Source organism: Bacillus altaicus (assembly GCF_042136375.2).
Lineage (GTDB): Bacteria > Bacillota > Bacilli > Bacillales > Bacillaceae_G > Bacillus_A > Bacillus_A cereus_U.
On the sequence record NZ_CM143394.1, the window covers coordinates 1,015,686 to 1,042,415 of the forward strand.

The following is a 26,730-nucleotide window of genomic DNA, read 5'->3' on the forward strand; positions in this document are numbered from 1 at the left end:
AAATATATTATAATAGAATGAAGAGAGGTAAAAATTTGGCAGAAAGGGAGAGTGGCGATGCAGGAGAAGGTTAAAGATTTTTTCGGACGCCCACTTCAAGATTTGCGCATCTCTGTCATTGATCGTTGTAATTTACGGTGTACGTATTGTATGCCAGCGGAAGTGTTTGGTCCTGATTATGCTTTTTTGAAAGATGAGTTTTTACTGACATTTGATGAAATCGAGCGATTAGCAAAATTATTTGTTAGCATCGGTGTACGGAAAATTAGACTTACTGGCGGTGAGCCATTGCTCCGTAAGGATTTAACAAAACTTATCGAACGTCTCGTGAAAATTGACGGTTTAGTAGATCTAGGATTAACGACAAATGCGATTCATTTAACGAAGCAAGCGAAGGCGTTAAAAGAAGCTGGATTACACCGAGTAAATGTTAGTTTGGATGCGATAGATGATAATGTATTCCGCGCAATTAATGGCCGGAATATGAATACGAAGCCAGTGTTAAAAGGAATTATGGCAGCGAAAGAAGCAGGCCTTGAAGTGAAGGTAAATATGGTTGTGAAAAAAGGGATGAACGATCATCAAGTACTTCCGGTTGCTGCGTATTTTAAAGAACAAGGAATTTCACTTAGATTTATTGAGTTTATGGATGTTGGCAGTACGAATGGATGGAATTTTGATCAAGTTATTACGAAACGAGAATTAATTGATATGATTCATGGGGTGTATCCAATTGAGCCAGCAGAAGCTCATTATTTTGGGGAGGTTGCGAAGCGGTATCGATACGTTGGAACGAATGTAGAGGTTGGTTTTATTACCTCTGTTTCTGAGTCATTTTGTTCTTCTTGTACGAGAGCAAGAATTTCAGCAGATGGAAAGTTTTATACTTGCTTGTTTGCGACAGAAGGAATGGATTTAAGGAAACTTCTGAGGGAAAACCTTTCAGATAATGAGTTATTAAAAGCTATACAAGATGTATGGGAGAATAGAAAAGATCGATATTCAGATGAACGGACAGAAGAAAGTGCGAAAAATCGTCCGAAAATTGAAATGTCTTATATAGGAGGATAAGAAAGGGGGATGTCGTATGCAAGAGCGATATTCAAGACAAATGTTATTTTCTGGTGTTGGGGAAGAAGGGCAATGGAAAATAAGAAGGAAGCACGTGCTCGTCATCGGTGCTGGTGCGCTTGGAGCAGCGAATGCAGAAGCAATTGTTAGGGCAGGTGTTGGAAAAATAACAATTGCTGATCGTGATTATGTAGAATGGAGTAATTTACAAAGGCAACAATTATATACAGAAGAAGATGCGAAGCATTATAAGCCGAAAGCGATAGCGGCAGCAGAACATTTAAAGGCAATTAATTCCGAAGTCGAAATTGTACCGGTTGTGACTGATGTAACGGTGCAAGAAATGGAAGAGTTAATTAAAGGGGTAGATTTAATATTAGATGCGACAGATAATTTTGAAACGCGCCTTCTTATTAATGATATATCTCAGATGTATAACGTTCCGTGGATATACGGAGGATGCGTTGGAAGTTACGGAGTAACTTATACCATCTTGCCAGGAAAAACGCCGTGTTTTCGATGTTTAATGGAACATCCGGCGAGCGGAGCGACATGTGATACGGCCGGTATTATACAGCCAGCAGTGCAATTAGTAGTTGCACATCAAATAACGGAAGCCTTGAAAATATTAGTAGAAGATTTTGAGGCACTTCGTGAAACGATGCTATCATTTGATCTTTGGAATAATCAACAGATGGCATTTAAAGTGAATAGGCAGAAAAAGGATACATGTTTATCTTGTGGGAAATTACGTACATATCCGAGTTTAACATTTGAAGCACAAACGAAAACAGAAGTATTATGTGGGCGAAATACAGTTCAAATCCGTCCAGGTGTGCGTCAGGGTTTTAATTTAGAAGAAATTAAAAAGCGCTTACAAAAAAATGTGGATGTAAAAGCAACGCCGTATTTATTATCATTTCCAGTGGAAGAATATCGTTTTGTTTTATTTACAGATGGCAGGGCGTTTATTCATGGTACGAATGATATGAATGTTGCGAAACGACTATATACAAGATATATAGGTTGAACCTAAAGGGGAATCCTTTAGGTTCAAATGGAAAAGGTAGGATTAAGAATTTCTAATATAATCTCCATTTTTTCCGCCCGTTTTTTCAAGTAAGTACGTTTCGCCAATAATCATACCCTTATCAACGGCTTTACACATGTCATATACAGTAAGAGCGGTAGCGGAAGCGGCTGTTAAAGCTTCCATCTCAACGCCGGTACTACCTTCTGTTTTAACTTTTACTTCAATAAGTAGTCGATATTGTTCTTCTGACTGTTTCCAATCGAAAGAGACGTCAACACCTTTTAATAATAAAGGATGGCACATTGGGATAATATCAGAAGTACGTTTTGCAGCCATAATACCTGCAATTTGTGCGACGGCTAATACGTCACCTTTACCAATTTCGTTGTGCGAGATTTTATTAAAAATTTCTTTCGTAATGAGAATGCTAGAGCATGCTATTGCTGTTCGAACGGTCATTTTTTTGTCACTTATATCAACCATTTTAGCGCGTCCTTGGTCGTTGAAATGTGTGAATGAAGACATGGAATTCCTCCTTGAAGTAATTGCGATTTAATATATAAAGTGTAATCGAGATTAGATATTTTGCAAATATGAGGTGAGAAACAATGGTAGAAAAACGAATCCCGATTCAAGTTGCTGAGGCAGTAGAGCGGGTTATGAAATACGCTAAGCATGGTGAAGTAGAAGAAGTTTCTATTACAGAAAGTTACGGGAGGATTCTTGGCGAGGATGTTGTCTCAGATCACGACGTTCCTCACTTTGATCGTTCTCCTTACGATGGTTTCGCAATTCGAGCAGAGGATACGAAGGAAGCGAGTCAAGAGCAGCCGGTTGAATTTGAAGTAATAGGAGAAATCGGAGCAGGATCTGTTTTTACAGAAGAAGTAGGGGCTTTTCAGGCGGTTCGTATTATGACAGGAGCAGCTATTCCAGAAGATTGCAATGCAGTCGTAATGCTAGAACTGACGGAAGGATTCGAGAGGAACGAAAGTACATATATGAAGTTAAAACGTCCTTTCCAAAACGGTGACAATGTGTCATTTAAAGGAGAAGATATAAAAAAAAATCAAGTCCTCGTTAAGAAAGGTGTTGTAATCAATCCAGGTGTTGCCGCATTATTAGCGACGTTTGGATATAGCACTGTGAAAGTTGTAAAAAAGCCTGTTGTCGGTATTGTAACGACAGGAAGCGAATTACTAGAAGTGCATGAGCCGTTAGAACCAGGAAAAATTAGAAATAGTAACTCTTATATGATTGCAGCTCAAATTCTGAAAGCTGGCGGAAAAGTGCGTTACTATGGACAACTTGCCGATGAGTTAGATGCATGTTTTACAGTCGTTAAATCAGCGATGGATGAGGTTGATATTTTAATTACAACGGGCGGTGTTTCAGTAGGAGATTACGACTACTTACCGGCTATTTATGCAAGGTTACAGGCGAATGTACTCTTTAATAAAATAGCGATGAGACCTGGAAGTGTAACGACAGTAGCTGAAGTTGATGGAAAGTTACTTTTCGGTTTATCAGGTAATCCATCAGCTTGTTATGTAGGTTTCGAATTATTTGTGCACCCAATTATAAAAACGTATTTGCATGCGAAGGATCCTCACGTATATAGAGCTGATGCTATTTTACAAAAAGATTTTCCAAAGCCAAATCCGTTTACTCGTTTTGTAAGAGCGAAAGCGAGCATTGTTAATGGAGCACTACAAGCGATGCCAGTCGGTTTAGATAAATCAAGTGCAGTCTCTTCACTTGCGGATGCAAATGCTTTTATCGTGCTGCCTGGAGGAACGAGAGGATTTGAAGCAGGAATGAAAGTGTCTGTATTATTGTTAGAATGCTCTGAGGGAAGTGATTGGCCGTGGGCAAAGCCTCTTCAATCTTACAAATAGTAGGGTATCAAAATAGCGGAAAAACAACGCTTGTAGAGAAGATGGTACATGCATTAGCTGAAAGAGAAATGAAGGTTGCTACAATTAAACATCATGGTCACGGGGGATTTCCTGAAGTAGCGCAAAAAGATAGTGAAAGACACCGAAAAGCTGGTGCTGTAGTAAGTAGTGTAGAAGGTGCTGGATTACTATCTCTGTCCTCTTTGCGAGATGAATGGTCTTTGCAAGAAATTATCCGCTTGTACGAATTTTTTGAAGTGGATACGATTTTAATAGAGGGCTATAAAGCTGAGGAATATCCAAAAATAGTGTTACTTCGTTCTGCGGAAGACGCTGAACTTTTACATAAAGTAGAAAATATAGCGGCGGTTATTACGTGGTATGATGCTCCGTCAAATGTACGAGAAGAATATAAAGTATTTCATATAACAGAAGAAAAATTGTATATAGACTGGTTTTTACAAACGGTTAGGGGTGCAAAATGATAAATACGTATTATGAAGTAATTGATACAGAAATCTCGATTGAAGAGGTGGCAAAGAAAGTAGTTCGCCGTGAATGTGGTGCTGTCACAACATTTATCGGAACAGTTAGGGAGTTTACGAAAGGGCGTCGTACACTATACTTAGAGTATGTAGCTTATAAGACGATGGCAGAAAAGATGCTACAGAAAATTGGGTTAGAAGTGAAGGAGAAGTGGCCCGGTACACATGTTGCGATTACGCATCGCATCGGCACGCTGCAAATTTCTGATATAGCGGTTGTTGTTGCTGTATCAACGCCTCATCGCAAAGAGGCTTATGAAGCGAATGAATATATTATGGAGCGTATTAAGCAAATTGTTCCGATTTGGAAAAAGGAGTTTTGGGAAGATGGTGACTCATGGATTGGTGATCAATTAGAAAAAACACCATATCCAGCAGGAGAGCCTGGGAAGGAGTTATAAATATGATTCGAGTATTGTTATTTGCGAACTTGCAAGAAGAAGCAGGAACGAGTGAATTACAAATAGAGAAAGAAAATATTACTGTTGCAGAGTTAAAAGATATTGTTGCGAAAGAATATAATGTACCAGTGTCAGCTCCAATTATGGTTGCGATTAATGAAGAGTACGCGAATGAAGATGATACGATACAATCTGGTGATGTAGTTGCACTAATACCACCAGTGAGTGGTGGTTAATATTGGATTTGTGCTATAAAAAACGACTTTCCTACATAGGGAAAGTCGTTTTTTTATGGCATTTTGGAGAACACTATCTTATAGGAAAAGGAGGAAGTTATGAAAAAGATATGTGTAATAATTTCAATGATATGTTCTGTTTTTTTCTTTTCTCCAAGCAATTCTTTGGCAAAAGAATCGACGGAACAGCTTTTAGAAAGTGCGTTACTGAATCGATATTACTCGGTTATAAGGCAAGTGACAGAAGATCAACATGAATGTGAATCTGTTATAAATATAAAGCGTCTCGGTAAGAAAGATGAGTTCGTTCCTAGATTTGAAATTATGCTACAATTTCTTACATTTCAAGGTGCACATAATCCACCGAATGATAAAGTTACACTTACTTTGGAAGATAATTTAGATCACGTAAAGATAAAGAAAGTGGATCGAGAAAAGAATGTTTCTGGTGCTATTGTAGAAAAGATTTGTGCACGAAAAAACGAAAAAATAAAAGCTCACTCTAATGATTTAGAGCGATAACCTATGACATTTTGTAGAGAAAGGTAATGAGCGATGGATATACTTTTAGCGATTTTACCAGCTATATTTTGGGGGAGTATTGTGCTATTTAACGTGAAACTGGGCGGGGGACCGTATAGTCAAACGCTCGGTACAACGTTCGGTGCACTTATCTTCTCAATTGTTGTTTATATTTTTATGAAGCCGGTATTAACTCCGACTGTTATTGGAGTTGGAATTGTATCCGGCTTATTTTGGGCACTTGGTCAAGCGAATCAATTAAAAAGTATTGATTTAATGGGTGTTTCTAGAACGATGCCGATTTCAACAGGGCTTCAATTAGTCGCGACAACATTATTTGGGGTTATCGTGTTTCATGAATGGTCAACGACGATATCGGTCGTACTTGGAGTTTTGGCGCTCGTTTGTATTATTATCGGGGTTATTTTAACATCACTTCAAAGTAAAGAAGAGAAGAATGCAGAGCAAGCAGGGAATTTCAAAAAAGGAATTATTATTTTATTAATTTCAACAGTCGGTTATTTAGTTTACGTAGTAGTTATCCGGTTATTTAACGTGAACGGCTGGGCGGCTTTATTACCACAAGCCGTCGGTATGGTATTAGGCGGGATTTTACTCACATTTAAACATCATCCATTCAATAAATATGCGATTCGAAATATTCTTCCAGGATTGATTTGGGCAGCTGGAAATATGTTTTTATTCATTTCGCAGCCAAGAGTTGGGGTCGCAACAAGCTTTTCCCTTTCACAAATGGGAATTATTATTTCGACGCTTGGCGGGATTTTTATATTAGGTGAAAGGAAAACGAAGCGTCAATTAATTTGGATTGTTATTGGGATTGTTTTTATCATTGCAGCTGGAATTATGCTGGGGATTGCGAAAAGTTAAGGAGGTATTAAAATGTATAGCGATTTAGAAGGGAAAGTCGTCGTTATTACAGGATCAGCAACTGGTCTTGGAAGAGCCATGGGAGTAAGATTTGCTAAAGAAAAGGCGAAAGTTGTTATTAACTATCGCTCAAGAGAGTCAGAAGCGAACGAGGTATTAGAAGAAATAAAAAAGGTAGGCGGAGAAGCGATTGCTGTAAAAGGTGATGTCACGGCCGAGGCAGATGTTGTGAATCTCATTCAATCTGCTGTTAAAGAATTTGGTACGCTCGACGTTATGATTAATAATGCAGGGATAGAAAATGCGGTACCATCGCATGAAATGCCGTTAGAGGATTGGAATAAAGTAATTCATACAAATTTAACAGGTGCTTTTTTAGGAAGTCGTGAAGCGATTAAATATTTTGTGGAACACGATATTAAAGGTTCGGTTATTAATATGTCTAGTGTTCATGAGAAAATCCCGTGGCCATTATTTGTTCATTATGCGGCTAGTAAGGGGGGGATTAAGCTTATGACAGAAACGTTAGCGTTAGAATATGCACCAAAAGGTATTCGGGTAAATAATATTGGACCTGGTGCAATTAATACGCCAATTAATGCTGAAAAATTTGCTGACCCGAAAAAACGTGACGACGTAGAAAGTATGATTCCGATGGGTTATATTGGAAAACCTGAAGAAATCGCAGCAGTAGCAACGTGGCTCGCTTCATCAGAGGCAAGTTACGTAACTGGAATTACGTTATTTGCAGATGGTGGAATGACTTTATACCCATCGTTTCAAGCGGGGCGTGGGTAATATGAAAGGCCAAAGAGATTTAACTCTTTGGCCTTTTTTACGTAAAAAAAATAGCGGTCGGCTATTTTTAAAATTAATGATTGATTGTCTCTTGAAGAAATTCTGTTGCTTGATGTTCTGAAACATTCTGTACGAGCGCAACTTCACTAATAAGCATTTTACGTGCATTATCTAGCATTTGTTTTTCGCTCGCATTTAATGCTCTTTCTTTATTGCGACGAAGTAAATCACGAACAACTTCTGCACTATCTTGAAGATTGCCGTTCTTCATTTTTTCCATATTCATTGTATATCTTTGTTTCCAAGAGAGTGAGGGGTCTGATTCCCCATGATGAAATTCAAGAAGTATACCATCTAACGTACCTTTATCGACGATATAACGTATACCTGATTTTTGTAATTGATTCATCGGAAGCATTACTTGCATGTCTTTACTAATGATTCGTATAACACAATATTGACGCGTAGTGCCTAATATTTCTTTCTCTTCAATTGCTTCGATGATTCCTGCACCGTGCATTGGATAAACGATTTTATCACCAATTTGAAACAAATCATCCACCTCCATATGTGGTAACTATCTTTAATGATAACATACCAGGATAAAAATGTCAAATTTTATATAATATCATATCTGATATGCTGTAGTCAATATATAGAAGTCGTTTTTTTATGTGTTTTTTTGCTCTTATAAGTTGAATAAGTAGAGGTAATTTTTTTAGAAAAATAGTACAGGAGCAGAAAGAAGGCATATCCACTTATTTTTAAGCATAAAATATAAAATCGCTAATACAATATACCTAAATCCGTTCTTTACAAGGGAGGGAGAGAAGGTGGGGCGCACAATTAGAATTGATATTACAAATAAAGTTGTAGCTAAATTTAGGCAAGATTATTTGGAATTATATACGAGTAAGTTTATGATAGGTAAGTTTTATGTCTATACTGAAGATAAACAATATGTGTTAGAAGACGGATATATATATGAAGATGGAAAGTTTTATCGCATCATAGATACGCACCGTGGCAATAAACAAGCGGCGGAGGGCTGCGATCTAGGATGGTGTTAACATGATTCGTGTGAAAGTGTTTGATGAAAGTCATGAAAAAGACTTAGAAGAAGCTGTAAATGTATTTTTGAAAAAAATTGATGATGGAAATTTTGTAGATATAAAGTATCAAGTTGGTGTTTCAATTAACGATGATGAAAATCAAATTTATTGTTTTTCAGCGATGATTGTTTATAAAGCATAAAAAAGAGCTGGGGATCCAGCTCTTTTTTATGCTTTACGTTGGGACAACATGTGTCGGTAAAATATTCATAATAGATTGTGTTGCGCCTGTTTTCTTTGTCGTTAAAAGAACTTCTTCTGTTACATGCTCCTGAGCATCAGTGCACATACCGAGGTGATAACGATCACCTAAAAATGGATCAATATAAAAACCGTTTTTGAAAACTTTATCATTTGGGTGTTTTTCACGGTGAATTTCAGAACAGTTAATGCAATAGAACATAGCTTTCATCTCCTTTTTATTTTTGTTTAAAAAAGTGGATCGGTAGTCATTTCGCTCCTAAGGAAATGTTGAGGAGAAGAGAAATAACTACCTACCCAAATGGCGGGCATACTCCTTCTGATCTTTGCATATCTCGCGTATTGTCCCCGAGGGAAGGAGGAGAGACGAAGTACAGATGAGATAAGTTAGGCGCTTCTCTCAATATGAATGACGGAGTTTCATGTTGAGGGAGTTTTCTATTTTTCATTGCCTTTGTGAGTATATTATGAAGGAATGCTGAGAGGGTGTTTGTCCTGTTGAAAAAATGTTGAGAATTTCTCAACAGTGAAAAAGAGCCTTTCTTGACATGAAACCAAAAGGTGTTATATTGTTGATATGAAACTAAAGGGTGTTATATTTAATACCGAATAAAGGAGATATAAAATGGAACAACAAAATACATTAAATGATATTAAACAAACAATCGTTTTTAATGCACCTATTCAAAAAGTATGGAATGTAGTATCAACTGCAGAAGGAATTGCGTCATGGTTTATGCCAAATGATTTCGAATTAGAGGTAGGACATGAATTTCATGTGCAATCACCTTTTGGACCATCACCATGTAAAGTGTTAGAGATTGATGAGCCAAATCATTTATCCTTCTCATGGGATACGGATGGCTGGGTTGTTTCATTCATTTTGAAAGATTTAGGAGATAAAACAGAATTCACGTTAATTCACGGCGGCTGGAAACATCCTGATGAAATTCTTCCGAAAGCGAATGCGAAGAGCTCTATTATTCGCGATAGAATGAATGGCGGCTGGGTAGCGATTGTAAATGAAAAACTGAAAAAGGTTGTCGAAGGTTAAATGGCCTCGTCAGCAGCGAAATATGATGTATTTCAAGCAATTGCTGATCCAACCCGCCGAGAAGTGTTACGGTTATTAAGTGATAAAGAGTTACCAATTTCAAAAATAACAGATCATTTTCCGATGAGCCGTACTGCAGTTGTAAAGCATCTTCATATTCTTTCAGAAGCGAATTTAGTGAGTGGAAGAAAGAGCGGAAGAGAGAAGATATATCGTTTGCATCCAGAACCATTAGAAGAATTACAGCAGTGGCTCTCGTATTATGAACGATTTTGGGATAATAAATTGTCCATGCTGAAGCATATTGTGGAGAATGAAGAGTAGATTTTATGCAAAAAGGATGACCAAAATGGTCATCCTCTTTTTATTGTTCACTTGTTTGTTTAGCTGGCTTTAATAGGATCCAAGCGATAATTAATGTGAATACCGCTAATACGAAAGTGCTCATATAAATGACGTGTACACTTGATGCTAATGCGGATTGCGATTCGGTTACCACGTTTGCTGTAGTTCCGCCGTGTCCGCCAGATACAAGATCAAGGTTTTTAATGCCACGTGCATGAATCATCGTATTGAAGATCGTTCCGAAGATTGCAGCACCTAGTGTTTGACTGAAAGTATTAATAAAGGTATTTAATCCGACTGCAGTTCCGCGCGTATTCGCCGGTACAGCTGCTTGAATTGTTACCATGTAAATTGGTGTAACAAGCCCCATTCCTAAGCCGAATAATCCGACTGCAACATAAATAAGGAATGATGGTGAATCTGTTGATAATGTAAATAATAAGAAAGTAGCAACTGATAAAATGCTAGCTCCAAGTAAAATAATTTGTTTCGTTTGTAACTTGCCAACTAAGTTACCGGAGAACATCGCACCGAATGTCCACATAACAGGAATCGGCATTAAAATGAGTCCCGCCTCTGTCGCATTTTTTCCTAAAACACCTTGGCTCCAAATTGGAAGGTACACTGTAATACTAATAATCATTGCGCCAGCAATAAGTGTTAGTATGTTTATTGTAGATAATGTACGGTTAGAGAAAAGTGCTAGCGGAATTAATGGTTCCGGAGACTTTTTCTCGATGTATAAGAAAATAATGAATGAAACAGCGGCAAAGATTAATAGGCCGATAATTGAAATGTCTCCCCAGTTTTGCTTACTGCTACCTGTTAATAATGCGTATAGCAGAGCGATTGTACTTAATGAGAAGACTGTCGCACCAAGATAGTCGATATGTTGCTTAGCGGCGGACTTAACAGATTCCTTATAAGAAGTGGCAAACATTAAGCAAGCGATAATTCCAAAAGGAACGTTTAAGAAGAAAATATAGCGCCAAGAAAGAGAATCAACTAAAAATCCACCTACTAACGGCCCAATAACACCAGATACACCCCAAACGGCACTCATCCAGCCTTGTGCTTTCGCGCGGTCTTTCGCTTCGCTATATAGATCTCCAATAATCGTCATTGTGATCGGCATAACAGCACCAGCCCCTATACCTTGAAGAGCACGGAAGAAGATTAATTGTTCCATTGATGTAACGACTCCGCAAAGTGCAGAACCGATTAAGAAGATTGTTGCTCCGATGAGCAGAACTTTTTTACGGCCGAATAAATCAGCTAGCTTTCCGTATATTGGAGTCGAAACAGCTGTTGCAAGCATATAGATTGCATATACCCAACTAACAAGTTCGACACCTGACAAATCACTCGTTATACGAGGGATCGCTGTACTAACAATCGTTCCTTCTACCGCAGAAAGAAACGTCATTAGCATTAAAGACATCATGACTTTTTTTCTCATTTGTTTTCCCCTTACCCTTTTTCGAATATTCAACAATATAAAATATAAAGGTACTAAGGTATATAAAGCAACAAAAAAGCAATGGGAAGTTAGGAGGAAGGGATATTTTTGAAGAAACGGTCGATATATTTAAAGTATCGCCGATATAATTTCGTGTACTGCTTTGCTATTTCAATATACTAAAAAAAGAAACAGGAGCCCCTGTTTCTTTTTTAATATTGCATTTTCGCATTTTGTCCTGCTGTTGTTCCGGCAATTCGACCAGTAACAAGGGCTGATGTAATGTTATAGCCGCCAGTATAACCGTGAATATCAAGAACTTCTCCGCAGAAGTATAAACCATTCGTGAATTTCGAAGCCATTTCTTTCGGGTTAATTTCTTTAACGGATACCCCTCCGCCAGTAACGAATGCTTTTTCAATTGACTGCGTACCATTTACATGGACGGTAAATTCTTTAAAGTCTTTCACAAGTGCGCGAATCTTCTCATGAGAAACTTGTCCAGCTTGTTCGCTACCGTCAATTTCATTTTTTTCTAATAAGAATAGGAAGTAACGTTCAGGAACATAGCCTTTTAAAACGTTTTTAATTCCTTTTTTCGGATCTTCTTTCATTTGTTTCAGCATGCGCTGGAACAGTTGCTCACTATTTTCTTCTGGCAATGCATCGATACTCATGTGCACTGTGTTCGTTTTAAACTTTTTCATCGCTTTCACAACGAATTGGCTACAGCGAAGAGCAGCAGGACCAGATAGGCCGAAGTGAGTGAAGAGCATGTCCATTTTATGAGAAATGATAACTTTTCCTTTCGGGTTTAATACACTTAAGTTTACATCTCGTAAAGCAAGACCTTGTAATGTGCGGTCACGAATAAACGGTTCGTTTGAAAGAATTGGTACTTCTGTTGGAAAAAGTTCTGTAATTGTATGCCCAGCTTTTTCAGCCCAAGCGTATCCGTCTCCAGTAGAACCAGTTTGAGGAACAGATTTTCCGCCAACAGCGATAACGACGTGATTCGTTTCTAACACTTCACCTGTTTGCAGAATAACAGCCTTCGTTTGACCGTTTTCATATTCAATCGTTTCAACAGGTGTATTCGTACGTATTTTCACACCTAAGTCTTTTAATCGTGTTAACAGTGCATCTACAACAGATTGCGCTTTATTTGATACTGGGAACATGCGGCCATGATCCTCTTCTTTCAGTTGTACACCGAGATTTTCGAAGAATGTAATAATATCTTCATTACTGAAAATAGAAAAAGCACTGTATAAGAAGCGACCATTTCCAGGTATATGTTTAACGATTTCATCAAGTGGTAGACGGTTCGTTACGTTACAACGACCACCACCAGAAATCGCAAGTTTACGTCCTAGTTTATTTCCTTTATCAAGAAGTAAGACGCTTGTGCCTTCTTCAGCAGCACCGATTGCAGCCATTAGCCCTGAAGGACCGCCGCCGATGACAATAACATCATAATGCATAATATATCGACCTCATTTTCTACATTTCCTGCCTAAAAGAATAGCATGTTTTCCCTTAAAAGAAAAATAGAGTGAAGTACTGCTTAAGAGGAGAATTGTGGTACAATACAAAAGTTAGAGTTCAGCATTATCCTGCTATTTATGGGCAATAAGACTACTACCTTAAGATTTAAGAGAAGTAAAGGGGAGTTAAAGCGGCCTGTAAATGCTCGAATGGTTAGTAGGAGGAGAGTCTCCCGCTGATTAAAGTTTCACTTTATGTAGATGTAGGAGGATTTTTGTATGTCCGATTCAAAATTTCTGCGCGGAACGCTTATTGTGACGTTAGGGACATTTTTAGTAAAGTTCTTAGGCATGATTTACGTCTTTCCATTTCATGCATTAGTAGGCACAGAAGGCGGAACGCTCTATACATATGGATACATTCCATATACGATATTTTTAAGTATCGCAACGGCAGGGGTGCCGCTTGCTGTTTCGAAGTTTGTTTCCAAATATAATGCACTTGGAGATTATAAAACGAGCCGGAGAATGTTCCGCTCGGGAATGGTTATGATGATAGTAACAGGAGTTCTTTCCTTCTTAGTACTGTACATGACCGCACCATTATTTGCAGAAGCAATGCTTGGTAAACAAAGTTTACAAAATAAGATAGAAGAAGTTACGACGATTATTCGCCTCGTAAGTTTTGCGCTTATTGTTGTGCCGGCAGCAAGTTTGATTCGTGGTTATTTCCAAGGCCACCAATCGATGGGACCGACTACGGTTTCACAAATTATTGAGCAAATTATTCGTATCATCTTTTTATTAGCGGGTAGTTTCATCGTTATTAAAGTACTTGGCGGTACAGTAGCAACGGCAGTTGGTGTTGCGACATTCGCTGCGTTCGTTTCAGCAGTTGGAGCACTTGGTGTATTAATTTGGTACTGGTTAAAACGTAAAAAATATTTGGATCAATATTTAATTGAGCAAACTGTACCAGAATCAACGGTGAGTACCGCTCAATTGTTTAAAGAGTTGTTTGCATATGCAATTCCTTACGTTGTAATTGGATTAACAATTCCTTTATATCAACAAATTGATACATTGACATTTAACTCTATTATGCAGGCGATTGGTCAAGGGGATATCGCAGAGCGAGCACTTGGTATTTTCACGATGTGGACGCATAAATTAATTATGATTCCGGTATCACTTGCAACAGCGTTTAGTTTAACGCTCGTACCAGCGATTACAAAGTCGTTTACTGAAAAGCAATACCGTTATTTGAAATTACAAATTACACAAACATTCCAGGCGAATATGTTTTTAACATTGCCAGCAGTTATCGGTATTTCTACACTTGCATATCCAATTTACACTGCTTTCTACGATTCAGATCCACTAGGTGGACAAGTATTAATGTGGTATGCACCAGTTGCATTGTTATTCGCTTTATTCACAGTAACAGCAGCTATCTTGCAAGGGATTAACAAGCAGAAACATGCGGTTATTGCGCTTGTGATGGGTGTTATTTTGAAATTTGTATGTAACGTAATCTTTATTCGTTATTTCGGTACAGTTGGGGCGATTTTAGCTACTGCAGTCGGTTTCTTAGCTTCTGTATGGTATACGAATAGACAAATCAAAAAACACGCACACTATTCATTTGGTGTTGTATATAAGAGAACATTCCAAATTGCAGTATTAACACTTGTAATGGTTATTGCTGTAAAACTATCACAATGGCTTCTATCCTTCATGATTTCGCCTGATGGCCGTATTGGTGCTCTTATTACAGTTGCGATTTGTGCAGGTATTGGTGGTCTTGTTTACGGATTGTTAGCGATTCGCACGGGAGTACTAGAAAGAGTATTTGGCGGAGAAGCTTTAGAGAAAATCCAGCGTAAACTTGGTAGTAGATTCAAAATAAAGTTGAAATCAAAAGGGGCGTAAATACGGCCCCTTTTCTATGATAAATAAAGAAGGTGAAGAACATGAGATTAGATAAATTATTAGCGAATATGGGACACGGAAGTAGAAAAGAAGTAAAAAAATTACTGAAAGACGGCGTTGTGAAAATTGATGGAACGCCAGTGAAAGATGCGAAGTTTCATGTGAATATAGAAGAGCAAGAGGTTATGATTCACGGTGAAGTTGTGGAATATAAAGAGTTTGTTTATTTAATGATGCATAAACCACAAGGTGTTATTTCAGCGACAGAAGATGATAACCACGAAACAGTAATAGATTTATTAGAATTAGAAGATGCGATTTTCGATCCATTCCCTGTTGGAAGGCTCGATATTGATACAGAAGGTTTCTTATTAATCACAAATGATGGGAAGTTAACGCATCAACTATTATCTCCGAAAAAGCATGTGCCGAAAAAATATTATGCACACATTTCAGGCGTTGTAACGGAAGAGGATGTAATAGAATTCGCTAAAGGTGTTATTTTAGAAGATGGCTATGAAACGAAGCCAGGCGAACTTACAATTTTAAAAAGTGATGATATTTCCGAAATTGAGCTTGTTATTACAGAAGGAAAATTCCATCAAGTGAAGCGTATGTTTGAAGCGGTAGGAAAAAAAGTAGTGTATTTAAAGAGAACAGAGATGGGACCTTTAGTGTTAGATGAAGAGTTAGAACTTGGGCAATATCGTGAATTAACAGATGAAGAAGTAGAAATGTTAAAGACGTATCAAGTAGATAACGAAAAGTAACGCCAATTTCATAGCATAGAAAAGACCCCTTTCTAATGAGTTGGAAAGGGGTATGTATTTATTTACATACAATTATTTTTTATTATGAGGTCATTCTCACTTTCTTTCCTGTCGTTGTCCACTTGCCGCGGCAAGGGCTATACACGAGTTCATTAAACTGCAACACATTTAGATCACGTTGTATCGTTCGCGGTGTGATCCCGAACTCATCTACAAGGTCTTTCGTTGTTACCGTACCGTTTTCATTGATGTACATATAAATTGATTTAATGCGTGTTAGCATACGAGTAGTTGTAGGTTTCAAGAGAAAACCGCTCCTCTACTAGTTTTTTTGACCCCATTCAGGAAAGAAGGTCGTTACTACCATTGTACTCTACATGATAAAATTCATGCTTTAATCTACTTAAATTTTACAAAAGTTTAACAAAGATTCATATAGAAAAATATTGGAAGTTGACATTGTATATTTAGTCAGTCAACTAACTCATAAATTTCTACGTAAAACGCCAAATTCCTGCAAATTTTTTTGAGAAAATAAAAGAAAAACTAATAAGAAATATCTGAAATATTACAATTGTTCGTTATTAGGTTTTCATGTATGGCATAAGAGATTTTCGTTTGCTATGATGAAAGAGACAATATAGTGAAGGATGGATGCGTGATGTCAACGATTAATTGGACAGAAGAAGTTACAAAACGAAAAGATGATTTAATTCGTGATACACAACAATTTTTGCAAATTAAAAGTGTATGGGAAGAAGAATCTGCGAAAGAGGGCGCGCCATTTGGTGAAGGTGTAGAAAAAGCCTTATCTTTCATGTTACATAAAGGAGAAGCAGAAGGTTTCGCTTCTAAAAATTTAGAAGGGTATGCAGGTCATCTTGAAATGGGACAAGGAGAAGAATTAGTAGGTATTCTTTGTCACGTTGATGTTGTACCAGAAGGAGATGGCTGGACAACTCCTGCGTATAGTGCGGATATTCGCGACGGGAAGATTTTTGCACGCGGTGCAATTGATGATAAAGGGCCGACGATGGCAGCTTATTATGCGATGAAAATCGTTAAAGAATTAGGCTTACCTCTTTCAAAACGTGTTCGTATGATTTTAGGAACAGATGAGGAAAGCAATTGGAAGTGTGTAGATCATTATTTTAAAAATGAAGAAATGCCAACAATCGGTTTTGCGCCGGATGCAGATTTTCCAATTATTAATGCGGAAAAAGGAATTTCTGACATACAAGTTGTGCAAAGTGGTGGCGAAGAGAAAGAAGGCACATTTAAGCTTATTTCATTTGAGTCAGGTCGTCGTTTAAATATGGTTCCTGATTTTGCAGAAGCAGTTATTACAGGAGAAGATGTAAATGCACTTACAGTAGCATATGAAGAGTATTTACAAACTGCTAAAAAAATAGGTAAAGCAATTGTAGAAGGAAATACGGTGACGTTGCAAATCAAAGGGATTTCAGCTCACGGATCTACTCCAGAAAAGGGAGAAAATGCAGGTTTATTATTAGCAAACTGCTTAACGAAAGTTTCTCTTGATGGAAAAGGGGCTTCATTTGCATCGTTTGTAACAGAAACATTTACAGGTGATATTCTTGGAGAAAAAGCTGGTATTTCTTATAAAGACGATATTAGCGGCCCGTTAACAGTGAATGTTGGTCGCTTGTCTTACTCGCAAGAAAACGGTGGTAATTTAGGATTAAATGTACGCTATCCAGTTACGACTAACTTTGAAGAAACGATTGCAAAGTTAAAAGAATATGTTGGTACTCATGGATTTGAAGTAGCGGATTATTCTAACTCTCGCCCGCATCACGTTGACAAAAATCATACGTTAATTCGTACTTTGCAACGCGTATATGAAGAACAAACTGGTGAAAAAGCTGAATTGTTAGCAATTGGCGGTGGTACTTATGCTCGTTCATTGAAAGCTGGCGTTGCATTTGGCCCGTTATTCCCAGGAAAAGAAGAACTTGCGCATCAAAAAGACGAGTACATTGAAATTGAAGATTTATTAAAAGCAACAGCGATTTATGCGCAAGCAATTCATGAATTAGCGAAATAAAAGATATGTAAATAATGACCGCTCTCTACTTTAGAGGGCGGATTCTTTTTAGCTGAATGAGATAAGCAAGAAAAGCAACAATAACATAAAGGAGACGATGTAGATGGTGCCGCATTATTTTGTCGCAGTAACTTTACCACGTCATATAAAAGAAGTGCTCTCTAATTATAAAGAGGAAATGAAGGATGAATTACCATTTCGCTCGTGGGTACATGAAGAAGATTATCATATTACACTTTCATTTTTAGGAAGTGCGACAGAGGAACAATTAGAAGGAATAAAGAATGGATTACAAATACTTACAGAAACAAAAGAACTATCGTTCACGTTACAAAGATTTTCAACATTTGGCCTAGAAGAAGAGCCGCGTGTTTTTTGGGCGAAGGTAAGTGAGAATAATGATTTGGTTCAGTTGCAAAAACAAGTGCATACAATTTGTGAAGAAAATGGTTTCTCTCTAGAGACACGTCCTTATCATCCACATATTACTGTTGCGCGTAAATGGGTAGGAGAAAAAGTATTTGATCTGACAAATGTAAAAGATTTGCCCGTAACATCATTTCAAGCAGATACGATTACTTTGTATGAATCTCACGTTAAGGAAACGCCGAAGTATAAATCGATTACTGAAATAAAACTACAAACATAGAATGTATGAAAACGTTTTTTATACAGGTGAATATACTATAGGGAATAATGTGTTACTGTATAGAGCTTCGCTGATAAGAAAACCCTTATCATTTGCAGCTCGTTTCATTTTAACTTTAAGAATGATGGTGATTTTTTATGTTGAAAGTAAAACGTCCATTTGATGCCTATTTAGATGAAATGAATAAAATTACAATTTTGCTCCCGCATGCGTATGGAACAAGCCGGACATTTCGTTTACAAGAAGGAAGCAATGTGAAAGAGTTACCGATTGTTCATACTATTGCTCTTCCAGATGCAACGAAGTATGAATGTTTTATAGAAGAGCCGCTAGATGTGGGGAAGTATTATACAGTACGGGATGAACGGAATGAAGAAACAGATTTACAAATAGGCGCTGTGATTCGAACAGTAGTTTTCGATGAAAAATATTATTACGAAGGTACCGACTTAGGTGCTGTGTATAAAAAAGAAGAAACAATATTTAAAGTATGGGCTCCGACCGCAAGGCTTGCGAAAGTACGGATTTATAAAAGTGATAAAGAATATATTGATTATGAAATGTACAGAGAAGAAAACGGAGTGTGGATTCATACATTACAAGGTGATCATGATGGAGCACGATATACATTCCTTGTTTGTATTAATTTAATATGGAATGAAGCGGTTGATCCTTACGCAAAGTCAGTGACTGTAAATGGGAAATACGGCGTTGTTATCGATTTGGAAAAGACGAATGTAACAAAACGAGAGGGATTATCACCATTACAGTCAATGACAGATGCCATATTGTATGAACTGCATATTCGTGACGCTACTATTCATCCAAACAGTGGAGTGAATAAAAAGGGAACATATAAAGGATTGATGGAAGAAGAGACAACGGGACGAAATGGGACATTAACAGGATTGTCTCATATAAAAGATTTAGGCGTTACACATGTTGAACTATTACCTTTACATTGTTTTGGTGGTATAGATGAAGTGAATCCTGCTTCCGCATATAATTGGGGATATAATCCATTATATTACAATATACCAACAGGATTTTATGTTGCAAACCTTTCTGATCCATATAACAGGATAGTAGAGTGTAAACAACTAATTGAAACATTTCATGATCACGGCATTCGAGTGATTATAGATGTTGTATATAATCATGTTTATGAAAGAGAATTATCATCATTTGAGAAGCTTGTCCCGGGATATTATTTTCGTCATGGGGAAGATGGTATGCCTTCTAATGGGACGGGAGTTGGAAATGATATAGCATCTGAACGGAAAATGATGAGGAAATTTATTATAGAATCTGTTTTATATTGGCTTACTGAATACAATGTTGATGGATTCCGATTTGATTTAATGGGGATTTCAGATGTTGAAACGATGAATGCGTTAGAAAAAGAAGTGCGAAAAATAAAGCAGGATGCGCTGTTATTAGGTGAAGGATGGGATTTACAAACACCGCTTCCTCTTGAAGAGAAAGCGACGTTAAATAATGCGAATAAAATGCCATGTATCGCACAGTTTAATGATCAATTTCGTGATGGAGTAAAAGGAAGTACTTTTAATATAAATAAACGTGGCTTTGCATTTGGTGGGCATGTAGACTGTAATCATTTGCAGTATATAGTAGCTGGTAGCCTTTTAAGTATGAAAGAAACAGGATTGTTCCTAGAGCCAGTACAAAGCATTAACTATGTAGAATGTCATGACAATATGACGATGTGGGATAAACTAGTGCAAAGTAATCCAGAATCAGAAGGAATTTTGAAAAGGCGTCATCGTTTAGCGACTGCAATGGTTATTCTTTCACAAGGGATTCCTTTCTTACATGCGGGGCAAGAGTTTTATCGTACGAAGCAAGGAAATGAAAATAGTTATAATGCAAATGATGAAATCAATCGATTAGATTGGGATCAAAAAGAAAAAGAGATGGAGACAGTTAACTATATAAAAGGTTTAATTGCGATTCGGAAGGAGCATGGGGCATTCCGATTAAAAAGCGCTGACCTTATAAAAAAGCATATGACTTTTTTGCAAACATCAAAAGAAGCACTTGCATACCATTTGCGAGATGTAGAATCTTTCGGACCGTGGAAAGAGATTGTTGTGCTATTCAATAGCGGTTTGGAAGCTAAAACGGTGCAGCTTCCAAAAGAAGAAACGTGGCATGTGTTAGTAAACGAAAAGCAAGCAAAAATAGAGCCAATTTCTTCATTTAGAGGAAAGGAACTTCAATTGGCTCCAATTAGCACGTATATATTGACGATAATGTGACAAATCGCTACTTGACGATGAGAATGTAATAAATGTAGAATTGACAAAGGTGACGATTTTGATAAGTTGTCATTCTATGAGTGATTTTGTAAAATAAACTAGAAGAACAGGTGATTTGTCCTGTTTTCGGCTTATGCCAAGTTTTTTCATTCAAAAACAGTAAAATATATGAATCCACAACATGTGTAGAAATGTTGCGGTTTTTCTTTTCATAACTATAAAAGATAAGGATTTGTTAACGGGTAATGAATATGGAATGGTTGGAACAATTATTAGGAAAAGAGTGGAGTCTTATACCGGCTGGTGGAGTAACGGGCGATGCATATATTGCGCAAAACGGACAACAAAAGTTATTTTTAAAGCGGAATACATCGCCCTTTTTAGCGGTATTGTCAGCAGAAGGAATTGTTCCAAAATTACTTTGGACAAGAAGGGTAACGAACGGTGATGTAATTTCTGCTCAAAAATGGCTTCCGGGACAGAAGTTAGAGCAAGAGGATATGAAACTAGAACGTGTTGCGAAACTTTTGAAGAAAATACACTCCTCTAAAGCGCTTGTGCAGATGATTCAAAGGCTAGGAAAGCAGCCGCTTCATGGGCAAGAGTTATTACAACAACTACAGCTCGTTTTAAGAGGAGATATAAGAGTTGATGAAACAATTCAGCAAGGTCTTCAATATTTAACGGAGTCATTAAAAGATATTGAGTACAATGAATTCGTTGTATGCCATTGTGATGTAAATCATAACAATTGGATATTGTCGGATGAAGATGAATTGTTTTTAATTGATTGGGATGGGGCTGTTATTGCTGACCCAGCTTTAGATCTTGGTATGTTATTATATTGGTATATTCCGCGCCACGAATGGAGTGGGTGGCTCGGATATTATGAGGTTGAACTAGATGAATCATTGCTTAGGCGTATGAGATGGTATGTGATAGCACAAACGATTTTATCTATTCAATGGCACACAACAAAAAAGCAGCAAGCAGAAGCTAAATATTGGCACCAATATTTACAGCAACTACTTGCTTCAGAATAATACTTAAGAAAAATTGTCCATTCCAGCAATCCACTGAGTAAGTTGTTCTTGATTATTGGAAATATGGTTGTCCAAATTAGAGGAAGATTTACCCGATTGACTATAAGAATATACATCGTTTAGCATTGCTTTAGCGTCACTACTTATACTATCGTTTGCGAGTAACGATTGAATGAGGCGCTCTAATTGCTCGCATTCAGAAACTGTCCCGCAGCAATCACTTTGATGATTGATTAAAATATCTTTTAACACTTCTAATTGATGCTGTTGATTAATTGGCATGAACGGATCATCCTTTCGAGTGTTTTTCTCTCCCTAGAAATGTAAGAGAAAAAGCTGTTTCGTCATGGAATGTTTAATGCTTTATGTAGTTTTTATCAAAATGGTACATCTTATACTTGAAAGAAACGGACCGAGTGCTCGTACGTACTTGGTTTTTTGTTTGATAGATTGATTAAAACAGAAAGAAGGAATTTTTCCTTTAAAATAGTTTTGTAAAGAGAGGGAGACATCTATGCGTTTAAGACATAAGCCTTATGCAATGGATCGAATTAATGAGTATTCACATATCGTAATTGGAAACCCAGAGGAGAGCGCTGGTAACTGGAAAGAAATATTTGGAAATGAACAGCCAATTCATATTGAAGTAGGTACAGGACGTGGCCGCTTTATGTATGATATGGCAAAAGCAAATCCGCATATTAACTATATTGGAATTGAAAAATTCACAAGTGTTGTTGTAGATGCACTTGATAAATTAATTGAAGAAGAAGTACCGAACTTAAAGTTAATTAATAAAGATGCTGAAGATTTAACAGTTTTCTTTGCGAAAGGTGAAATTGACCGCGTTTATTTAAACTTCTCAGATCCATGGCCGAAGAATCGTCATACGAAGCGTCGTTTAACGTATAAAACATTTTTACGCAATTATGAAGAAGTGTTAGTAGATGGCGGAGAAATTCATTTCAAAACGGATAACCAATACTTATTTGAATATTCTATTATGAGTATGGCTGAGTATGGTATGTTATTAACTTACCTTAGCCTAGATCTTCATAATAGTGATTATGAAGGAAACATTATGACAGAATACGAAGAGAAATTCTCTAGTAAAGGTCATCGTATTTACCGAGTTGAAGCAAAATATCGTACGGAGCCTATGCAGTAATGCATAGGTTTTTTATATGAAAAATAATCGGAATATTATGCTAAAATTAAATAAAAAAGGGGGATTGGATATGGAACAGTTACAAATTGGAAATATAAAAGTGACGTGGCTAAAAGGTGGGAATACACATTTAGATGGAGGCGCGATGTTTGGAGTTGTGCCAAAAGTACTTTGGTCACGCAAATATAAACATAATGATACAAATCATATTTATTTACGAACAGATCCGTTACTCTTGCAAACGAAAGAAGGAAACATGCTTATTGATGCAGGGATAGGCAACGGTAAATTGAATGAGAAAATGAAGCGGAATCAAGGTGTAACAGAAGAATCATCAGTTAAGGAATCTTTAGAAAAACTTGGACTGCATACTGAAGATATTCATTACGTCTTAATGACACATCTTCATTTTGACCATGCATCTGGTTTAACAAAATGGGAGGGAAACCACCTTGTTCCGGCGTTTCCGAACGCAACGATTTATGTAAGTGAGACTGAATGGAATGAAATGAAAAATCCAAATGTTAGATCGCGTAATACATATTGGAAGGAAAATTGGGAGCCAATCGTTGATAAGATTGTTACGTTCAGACAAGAAATAGAAATTACGGATGAAATAAAAATGGCGCATACAGGTGGTCATAGTGATGGACATGCCGTTATCATTCTTGAAAGTCAAGGTGAAACGATGCTTCATTTAGCGGATATTTTACCGACGCATGCACATCAAAATGTATTGTGGGTAATGGCATACGATGATTATCCGATGACATCGATTGAACATAAACAAAAGTGGATAAAGTATGGTGCTGAAAAAGAGGCGTGGTTTACTTTTTATCATGATGCATATTACCGTGCAGTAAAGTGGAATGAGGAAGGGCATATAGTGGACAAGATAGAGAGAAAAACAATTGTAGAAGCTTAATAAGAGGAGATTGTTCAAAAATATTTGTTGGAAAGCCGCCTCTTATTATTGATCGCTATTATTATCAGATTTTGTCGGTAAATCGATATATTTAAAAAATCGTCGATATAATTTTAATTACTATCGGCGATTTTCAAAAAAAAGAGGTTCACCTAACGGGAAACCTCCTTTTTATGCTGCTATAACTTCTAAAACAGTACCTGTTTTAGCATCAACTAAAAATTCAAATCGTTCTTGTATTTCATCTAACATCGTTGTAAGACCGCCGCGATAAACTTCGTACGCGACATCATATTTTTCAAATGTCTCTGGAACCATATGTACCCAAGAGCCAGTAATTTCACCTTTATGACTTAATGCTTGTTTCACCATTTTCAATGCTTTTTCTGAAGAAATATGGGATTGTTCTTGTACTTTGTTTGCAACGAAATAACCAGCTGCGAACCCAACGCCAAGACCTGTGACTAAACCTTTCCAGCTCATATATTCACCTCAATTCTGTAAAATAAAAATAGTGTACCAATAATAATTATAATGCAAATGCAACTAAAAAAGAAGAAACTAGAAACATTTCGAAAATTTCGTTACAATAAAAGAGGTATTCTACTAAGGTTTGAAAGAAGGGGACTTCGTGAATAAAGAGACATTACAATTATTTCGTACGTTAACAGAATTACAAGGTGCATCGGGTTTTGAACATGATGTGCGCCGTTTTATGAAGCAAGAATTAAGCAAATATGCTGATGAAATTGTGCAAGACGGTTTAGGTAGCGTATTTGGTCTGAAAAAAGGGGACGAAACTGGCCCGCGCGTTCTTGTAGCAGGTCATATGGATGAAGTAGGTTTCATGGTTACACAAATTACGAAAAATGGGATGCTTCGTTTTCAAACGTTAGGTGGCTGGTGGAGCCAAGTACTATTAGCTCAGCGTGTACAAGTTATGACGAAGAATGGTCCTGTTATTGGGGTTGTTGGTTCTATTCCGCCTCATTTATTAAGTGATGCGCAACGTGCAAAACCGATGGATATAAAAAATATGTTAATTGATATAGGTGCAGATAGTTATGAAGATGCAATTGAAATTGGCATAAAGCCAGGGCAACAAATCGTTCCAATCTGCCCATTCACGCCGATGGCAAATGAGAAGAAAATTATGGCGAAAGCTTGGGACAACCGCTATGGGTGTGGTCTTGCTATCGAATTGCTAAAAGAATTAAAAGATGAAACATTACCAAACACATTATACTCTGGTGCGACTGTACAAGAAGAAGTAGGTCTTCGCGGAGCACAAACTGCTGCAAATATGATTCAACCAGATATTTTCTATGCGCTTGATGCAAGTCCAGCAAATGATGCATCTGGTGATAAGACGCAGTTCGGTCAATTAGGAAAAGGCGCGCTTCTTCGCATTTATGACCGCACAATGATAACACATAGAGGAATGCGCGAATTCATTTTAGATACAGCAGAAACACATAACATTCCGTACCAATACTTTATTTCACAAGGTGGTACAGATGCGGGCCGTGTACATACAAGTAACTCTGGTATCCCATCAGCAGTAATTGGTGTTTGTGCACGCTACATTCATACACATGCTTCTATTTTACATGTTGATGATTATGCGGCAGCGAAGGAATTAATTACGAAGCTTGTGAGAGCGACGGACAAAACGACGTTAGAGACAATTAAGAATAACGCGTAAAGAGGAAGAAGGGCTGAAGAGCCTTTCTTTTTTTAGGTGGGAGAGAGGGCACAGCGATGAGTGGTAGTGGTTAGTGCTTAATTGGTGCTCACTCCGAATAGATAGTGAGAGTATGATCTATTTTAACGTTCGAGTCCCGAAGTTGTGAAAGTGAAAAGTTTGAATGTAGAAGGAATATGAGTGTGAATTTATATAGAGGTGAATGAAATGAAGGTAGTAGTTGGATCGAAGAATAAAACGAAGTTTGGGGCTGTGGAGAAGGTTTGGAAAGATGCTGAAATTACATCTCTTTCTGTTCCGTCAGGAGTGGCAAACCAGCCTTTCTCAGATGAAGAGACGATGCAAGGAGCAGTAAATAGGGCGAAGAGAGCGTTACAGGAAGGTGAAGCTCATATCGGCATTGGGCTAGAAGGCGGTGTTATGAAAATGGAGCATGGATTATTTATGTGTAACTGGGGTGCTTTAGCGACGATTGACGGTAAAACATTTGTAGCAGGCGGGGCACGTATTAAGTTACCAGACGATTTTTTAGCGCCTCTTGAAGAAGGAAAAGAGCTAAGTGAAGTGATGGAAGAGTTTGTAGAGCGAAAAGATATTCGTAGTCACGAAGGTGCTATCGGTATTTTTACAGATGATTATGTCGACCGAACGGAGTTATTTGTACACGTTGTTAAGTTACTTGTTGGGCAATATAAGTATGATGAAAAGCAAGCATAAACCTTGCACCATGCGCGATGTATGGTAGTATAAAGAAAAGATTATAGTGTGAAAAAAGTGCACTCGTTAGAGGAGGAAATATAGATGAAATCATTAGAAAGCATGGAACAATTCCAAGAATTAAAAAATGAAGAGAATGTAGTCTTCATGTTCTCAGCAGAATGGTGCCCAGATTGCCGTTTCGTTGATCCATTTATGCCAGAAGTAGAAGAGAAGTATAGTGATTTCTCATTTTACTATGTAGATCGTGATGAGTTTATTGATTTATGCGTGAAAGTAGACGTATTTGGCATTCCAAGCTTTGTAGCGTACAATAAAGGTGAAGAAACTGGACGCTATGTAAATAAAGATCGTAAAACACAAGAGCAAATCGAAGAGTTTATTGAAGGTTTAAAATAAGACAATTAGCCAATTGAATTGT

Annotated in this window: 32 protein-coding genes; 24 read left to right on the forward strand and 8 right to left on the reverse strand. The window is 37.4% G+C overall.

Annotation, left to right across the window (positions count from 1 at the left end; genetic code table 11):
- Positions 1 to 57: 57 nt before the first annotated feature.
- Complete coding sequence (gene moaA, locus ACE38F_RS05280) at positions 58 to 1,071, forward strand: GTP 3',8-cyclase MoaA (protein WP_375370045.1); 1,014 nt, start codon at positions 58 to 60, stop codon at positions 1,069 to 1,071.
- A 16-nt stretch (positions 1,072 to 1,087) separates the two neighbouring features.
- Positions 1,088 to 2,101 (forward strand): molybdopterin-synthase adenylyltransferase MoeB, encoded by a 1,014-nt coding sequence (locus ACE38F_RS05285; RefSeq protein WP_375370044.1) that lies wholly within the window; start codon positions 1,088 to 1,090, stop codon positions 2,099 to 2,101.
- A gap of 42 nt (positions 2,102 to 2,143) precedes the next feature.
- Here the strand turns inward: ACE38F_RS05285 and moaC are convergent, their stop codons facing one another.
- Complete coding sequence (gene moaC / locus ACE38F_RS05290; protein WP_375370043.1) at positions 2,144 to 2,629, reverse strand: cyclic pyranopterin monophosphate synthase MoaC; 486 nt, start codon at positions 2,627 to 2,629, stop codon at positions 2,144 to 2,146.
- 83 nt (positions 2,630 to 2,712) lie between these two features.
- Between moaC and ACE38F_RS05295 the strand changes: the two genes are divergently transcribed.
- From ACE38F_RS05295 to ACE38F_RS05325, 7 genes are all read left to right on the forward strand, one after another.
- Positions 2,713 to 4,002 carry a molybdopterin molybdotransferase MoeA gene (locus ACE38F_RS05295; RefSeq protein ID WP_341305575.1) on the forward strand — a complete coding sequence of 430 codons (1,290 nt, stop codon included), beginning with the start codon at positions 2,713 to 2,715 and terminating at the stop codon, positions 4,000 to 4,002.
- Positions 3,966 to 4,487 (forward strand): molybdopterin-guanine dinucleotide biosynthesis protein B, encoded by a 522-nt coding sequence (gene mobB, locus ACE38F_RS05300; protein WP_002145314.1) that lies wholly within the window; start codon positions 3,966 to 3,968, stop codon positions 4,485 to 4,487. The genes ACE38F_RS05295 and mobB overlap by 37 nt, the downstream gene beginning before the upstream one ends.
- On the forward strand, positions 4,484 to 4,948 hold the full coding sequence (moaE, locus tag ACE38F_RS05305) for a molybdopterin synthase catalytic subunit MoaE (RefSeq protein ID WP_215554459.1): 465 nt from the start codon (positions 4,484 to 4,486) through the stop codon (positions 4,946 to 4,948). The genes mobB and moaE overlap by 4 nt, the downstream gene beginning before the upstream one ends.
- Before the next feature lie 2 nt (positions 4,949 to 4,950).
- Complete coding sequence (gene moaD, locus ACE38F_RS05310) at positions 4,951 to 5,184, forward strand: molybdopterin converting factor subunit 1 (protein WP_000621795.1); 234 nt, start codon at positions 4,951 to 4,953, stop codon at positions 5,182 to 5,184.
- A 99-nt stretch (positions 5,185 to 5,283) separates the two neighbouring features.
- Complete coding sequence (locus tag ACE38F_RS05315) at positions 5,284 to 5,706, forward strand: DUF3888 domain-containing protein (RefSeq protein ID WP_375370042.1); 423 nt, start codon at positions 5,284 to 5,286, stop codon at positions 5,704 to 5,706.
- Positions 5,707 to 5,739: 33 nt separating this feature from the next.
- On the forward strand, positions 5,740 to 6,597 hold the full coding sequence (gene glcU / locus ACE38F_RS05320; protein ID WP_341305577.1) for a glucose uptake protein GlcU: 858 nt from the start codon (positions 5,740 to 5,742) through the stop codon (positions 6,595 to 6,597).
- Between the two features lie 12 nt (positions 6,598 to 6,609).
- Complete coding sequence (locus ACE38F_RS05325) at positions 6,610 to 7,395, forward strand: glucose 1-dehydrogenase (RefSeq protein WP_215554456.1); 786 nt, start codon at positions 6,610 to 6,612, stop codon at positions 7,393 to 7,395.
- 73 nt (positions 7,396 to 7,468) lie between these two features.
- Here ACE38F_RS05325 and ACE38F_RS05330 read toward each other — a convergent pair whose 3' ends face one another.
- Entirely contained in the window at positions 7,469 to 7,963 is a 495-nt protein-coding gene (locus ACE38F_RS05330) for a CarD family transcriptional regulator (protein WP_375370041.1), read from the reverse strand.
- A gap of 265 nt (positions 7,964 to 8,228) precedes the next feature.
- Between ACE38F_RS05330 and ACE38F_RS05335 the strand changes: the two genes are divergently transcribed.
- Positions 8,229 to 8,465 (forward strand): DUF2553 family protein, encoded by a 237-nt coding sequence (locus tag ACE38F_RS05335; protein WP_002089059.1) that lies wholly within the window; start codon positions 8,229 to 8,231, stop codon positions 8,463 to 8,465.
- A gap of 1 nt (position 8,466) precedes the next feature.
- The gene (locus tag ACE38F_RS05340) at positions 8,467 to 8,649 is read left to right on the forward strand and encodes a sporulation protein Cse60 (RefSeq protein WP_002112353.1); all 183 of its coding nucleotides are present in this window, start codon (positions 8,467 to 8,469) and stop codon (positions 8,647 to 8,649) included.
- 33 nt (positions 8,650 to 8,682) lie between these two features.
- Here the strand turns inward: ACE38F_RS05340 and ACE38F_RS05345 are convergent, their stop codons facing one another.
- On the reverse strand, positions 8,683 to 8,910 hold the full coding sequence (locus ACE38F_RS05345) for a DUF3973 domain-containing protein (RefSeq protein WP_375370040.1): 228 nt from the start codon (positions 8,908 to 8,910) through the stop codon (positions 8,683 to 8,685).
- 423 nt (positions 8,911 to 9,333) lie between these two features.
- Here ACE38F_RS05345 and ACE38F_RS05350 point away from each other — a divergent pair, with 423 nt between their 5' ends.
- Both ACE38F_RS05350 and ACE38F_RS05355 read left to right on the forward strand, forming a co-directional pair.
- Entirely contained in the window at positions 9,334 to 9,762 is a 429-nt protein-coding gene (locus tag ACE38F_RS05350) for an SRPBCC family protein (protein WP_375370039.1), read from the forward strand.
- The gene (locus ACE38F_RS05355; protein WP_088079512.1) at positions 9,763 to 10,086 is read left to right on the forward strand and encodes an ArsR/SmtB family transcription factor; all 324 of its coding nucleotides are present in this window, start codon (positions 9,763 to 9,765) and stop codon (positions 10,084 to 10,086) included.
- A 40-nt stretch (positions 10,087 to 10,126) separates the two neighbouring features.
- Here the strand turns inward: ACE38F_RS05355 and ACE38F_RS05360 are convergent, their stop codons facing one another.
- The gene (locus ACE38F_RS05360) at positions 10,127 to 11,566 is read right to left on the reverse strand and encodes an MDR family MFS transporter (RefSeq protein ID WP_085312546.1); all 1,440 of its coding nucleotides are present in this window, start codon (positions 11,564 to 11,566) and stop codon (positions 10,127 to 10,129) included.
- A 212-nt stretch (positions 11,567 to 11,778) separates the two neighbouring features.
- A complete protein-coding gene (locus ACE38F_RS05365) occupies positions 11,779 to 13,050 on the reverse strand; it encodes a BaiN/RdsA family NAD(P)/FAD-dependent oxidoreductase (RefSeq protein WP_375370038.1) in 1,272 nt (423 codons plus the stop codon).
- Between the two features lie 282 nt (positions 13,051 to 13,332).
- Between ACE38F_RS05365 and ACE38F_RS05370 the strand changes: the two genes are divergently transcribed.
- The gene (locus ACE38F_RS05370; RefSeq protein WP_215554451.1) at positions 13,333 to 14,985 is read left to right on the forward strand and encodes a putative polysaccharide biosynthesis protein; all 1,653 of its coding nucleotides are present in this window, start codon (positions 13,333 to 13,335) and stop codon (positions 14,983 to 14,985) included.
- A 41-nt stretch (positions 14,986 to 15,026) separates the two neighbouring features.
- Positions 15,027 to 15,755 (forward strand): pseudouridine synthase, encoded by a 729-nt coding sequence (locus tag ACE38F_RS05375; protein ID WP_215554450.1) that lies wholly within the window; start codon positions 15,027 to 15,029, stop codon positions 15,753 to 15,755.
- Positions 15,756 to 15,837: 82 nt separating this feature from the next.
- On the opposite strand, the gene ACE38F_RS05380 is transcribed toward ACE38F_RS05375, so the two are convergent.
- Positions 15,838 to 16,059 carry a DeoR family transcriptional regulator gene (locus ACE38F_RS05380; protein WP_000805512.1) on the reverse strand — a complete coding sequence of 74 codons (222 nt, stop codon included), beginning with the start codon at positions 16,057 to 16,059 and terminating at the stop codon, positions 15,838 to 15,840.
- A 357-nt stretch (positions 16,060 to 16,416) separates the two neighbouring features.
- On the opposite strand from ACE38F_RS05380, the gene pepV reads away from it, so the two are divergent.
- From pepV to ACE38F_RS05400, 4 genes are all read left to right on the forward strand, one after another.
- Complete coding sequence (gene pepV, locus ACE38F_RS05385; protein WP_215554449.1) at positions 16,417 to 17,823, forward strand: dipeptidase PepV; 1,407 nt, start codon at positions 16,417 to 16,419, stop codon at positions 17,821 to 17,823.
- A 103-nt stretch (positions 17,824 to 17,926) separates the two neighbouring features.
- Positions 17,927 to 18,472: an RNA 2',3'-cyclic phosphodiesterase gene (gene thpR / locus ACE38F_RS05390; protein ID WP_375370037.1), complete on the forward strand. Its 546-nt coding sequence runs from the start codon at positions 17,927 to 17,929 to the stop codon at positions 18,470 to 18,472.
- 137 nt (positions 18,473 to 18,609) lie between these two features.
- The gene (pulA, locus tag ACE38F_RS05395; protein WP_375370036.1) at positions 18,610 to 20,751 is read left to right on the forward strand and encodes a type I pullulanase; all 2,142 of its coding nucleotides are present in this window, start codon (positions 18,610 to 18,612) and stop codon (positions 20,749 to 20,751) included.
- A gap of 245 nt (positions 20,752 to 20,996) precedes the next feature.
- Entirely contained in the window at positions 20,997 to 21,794 is a 798-nt protein-coding gene (locus ACE38F_RS05400) for a phosphotransferase (RefSeq protein WP_375370035.1), read from the forward strand.
- Between the two features lie 3 nt (positions 21,795 to 21,797).
- On the opposite strand, the gene ACE38F_RS05405 is transcribed toward ACE38F_RS05400, so the two are convergent.
- Positions 21,798 to 22,076 carry a YtzH-like family protein gene (locus ACE38F_RS05405; protein WP_002112336.1) on the reverse strand — a complete coding sequence of 93 codons (279 nt, stop codon included), beginning with the start codon at positions 22,074 to 22,076 and terminating at the stop codon, positions 21,798 to 21,800.
- A 232-nt stretch (positions 22,077 to 22,308) separates the two neighbouring features.
- Here ACE38F_RS05405 and trmB point away from each other — a divergent pair, with 232 nt between their 5' ends.
- The gene (trmB, locus tag ACE38F_RS05410; protein WP_375370034.1) at positions 22,309 to 22,962 is read left to right on the forward strand and encodes a tRNA (guanosine(46)-N7)-methyltransferase TrmB; all 654 of its coding nucleotides are present in this window, start codon (positions 22,309 to 22,311) and stop codon (positions 22,960 to 22,962) included.
- A 70-nt stretch (positions 22,963 to 23,032) separates the two neighbouring features.
- Positions 23,033 to 23,887: a YtnP family quorum-quenching lactonase gene (locus tag ACE38F_RS05415; RefSeq protein ID WP_435868534.1), complete on the forward strand. Its 855-nt coding sequence runs from the start codon at positions 23,033 to 23,035 to the stop codon at positions 23,885 to 23,887.
- A 171-nt stretch (positions 23,888 to 24,058) separates the two neighbouring features.
- Here the strand turns inward: ACE38F_RS05415 and ACE38F_RS05420 are convergent, their stop codons facing one another.
- Positions 24,059 to 24,370: a PepSY domain-containing protein gene (locus ACE38F_RS05420; protein ID WP_002112333.1), complete on the reverse strand. Its 312-nt coding sequence runs from the start codon at positions 24,368 to 24,370 to the stop codon at positions 24,059 to 24,061.
- A gap of 148 nt (positions 24,371 to 24,518) precedes the next feature.
- Here ACE38F_RS05420 and ACE38F_RS05425 point away from each other — a divergent pair, with 148 nt between their 5' ends.
- The 3 genes from ACE38F_RS05425 to ACE38F_RS05435 all read left to right on the forward strand — a co-directional run bounded on the left by ACE38F_RS05425 (position 24,519) and on the right by ACE38F_RS05435 (position 26,708).
- A complete protein-coding gene (locus ACE38F_RS05425) occupies positions 24,519 to 25,592 on the forward strand; it encodes a M42 family metallopeptidase (RefSeq protein WP_078173974.1) in 1,074 nt (357 codons plus the stop codon).
- Between the two features lie 207 nt (positions 25,593 to 25,799).
- A complete protein-coding gene (locus tag ACE38F_RS05430) occupies positions 25,800 to 26,309 on the forward strand; it encodes a DUF84 family protein (RefSeq protein WP_375370033.1) in 510 nt (169 codons plus the stop codon).
- A gap of 84 nt (positions 26,310 to 26,393) precedes the next feature.
- Positions 26,394 to 26,708 carry a thioredoxin family protein gene (locus ACE38F_RS05435; RefSeq protein ID WP_002015619.1) on the forward strand — a complete coding sequence of 105 codons (315 nt, stop codon included), beginning with the start codon at positions 26,394 to 26,396 and terminating at the stop codon, positions 26,706 to 26,708.
- Positions 26,709 to 26,730 lie beyond the last annotated feature (22 nt).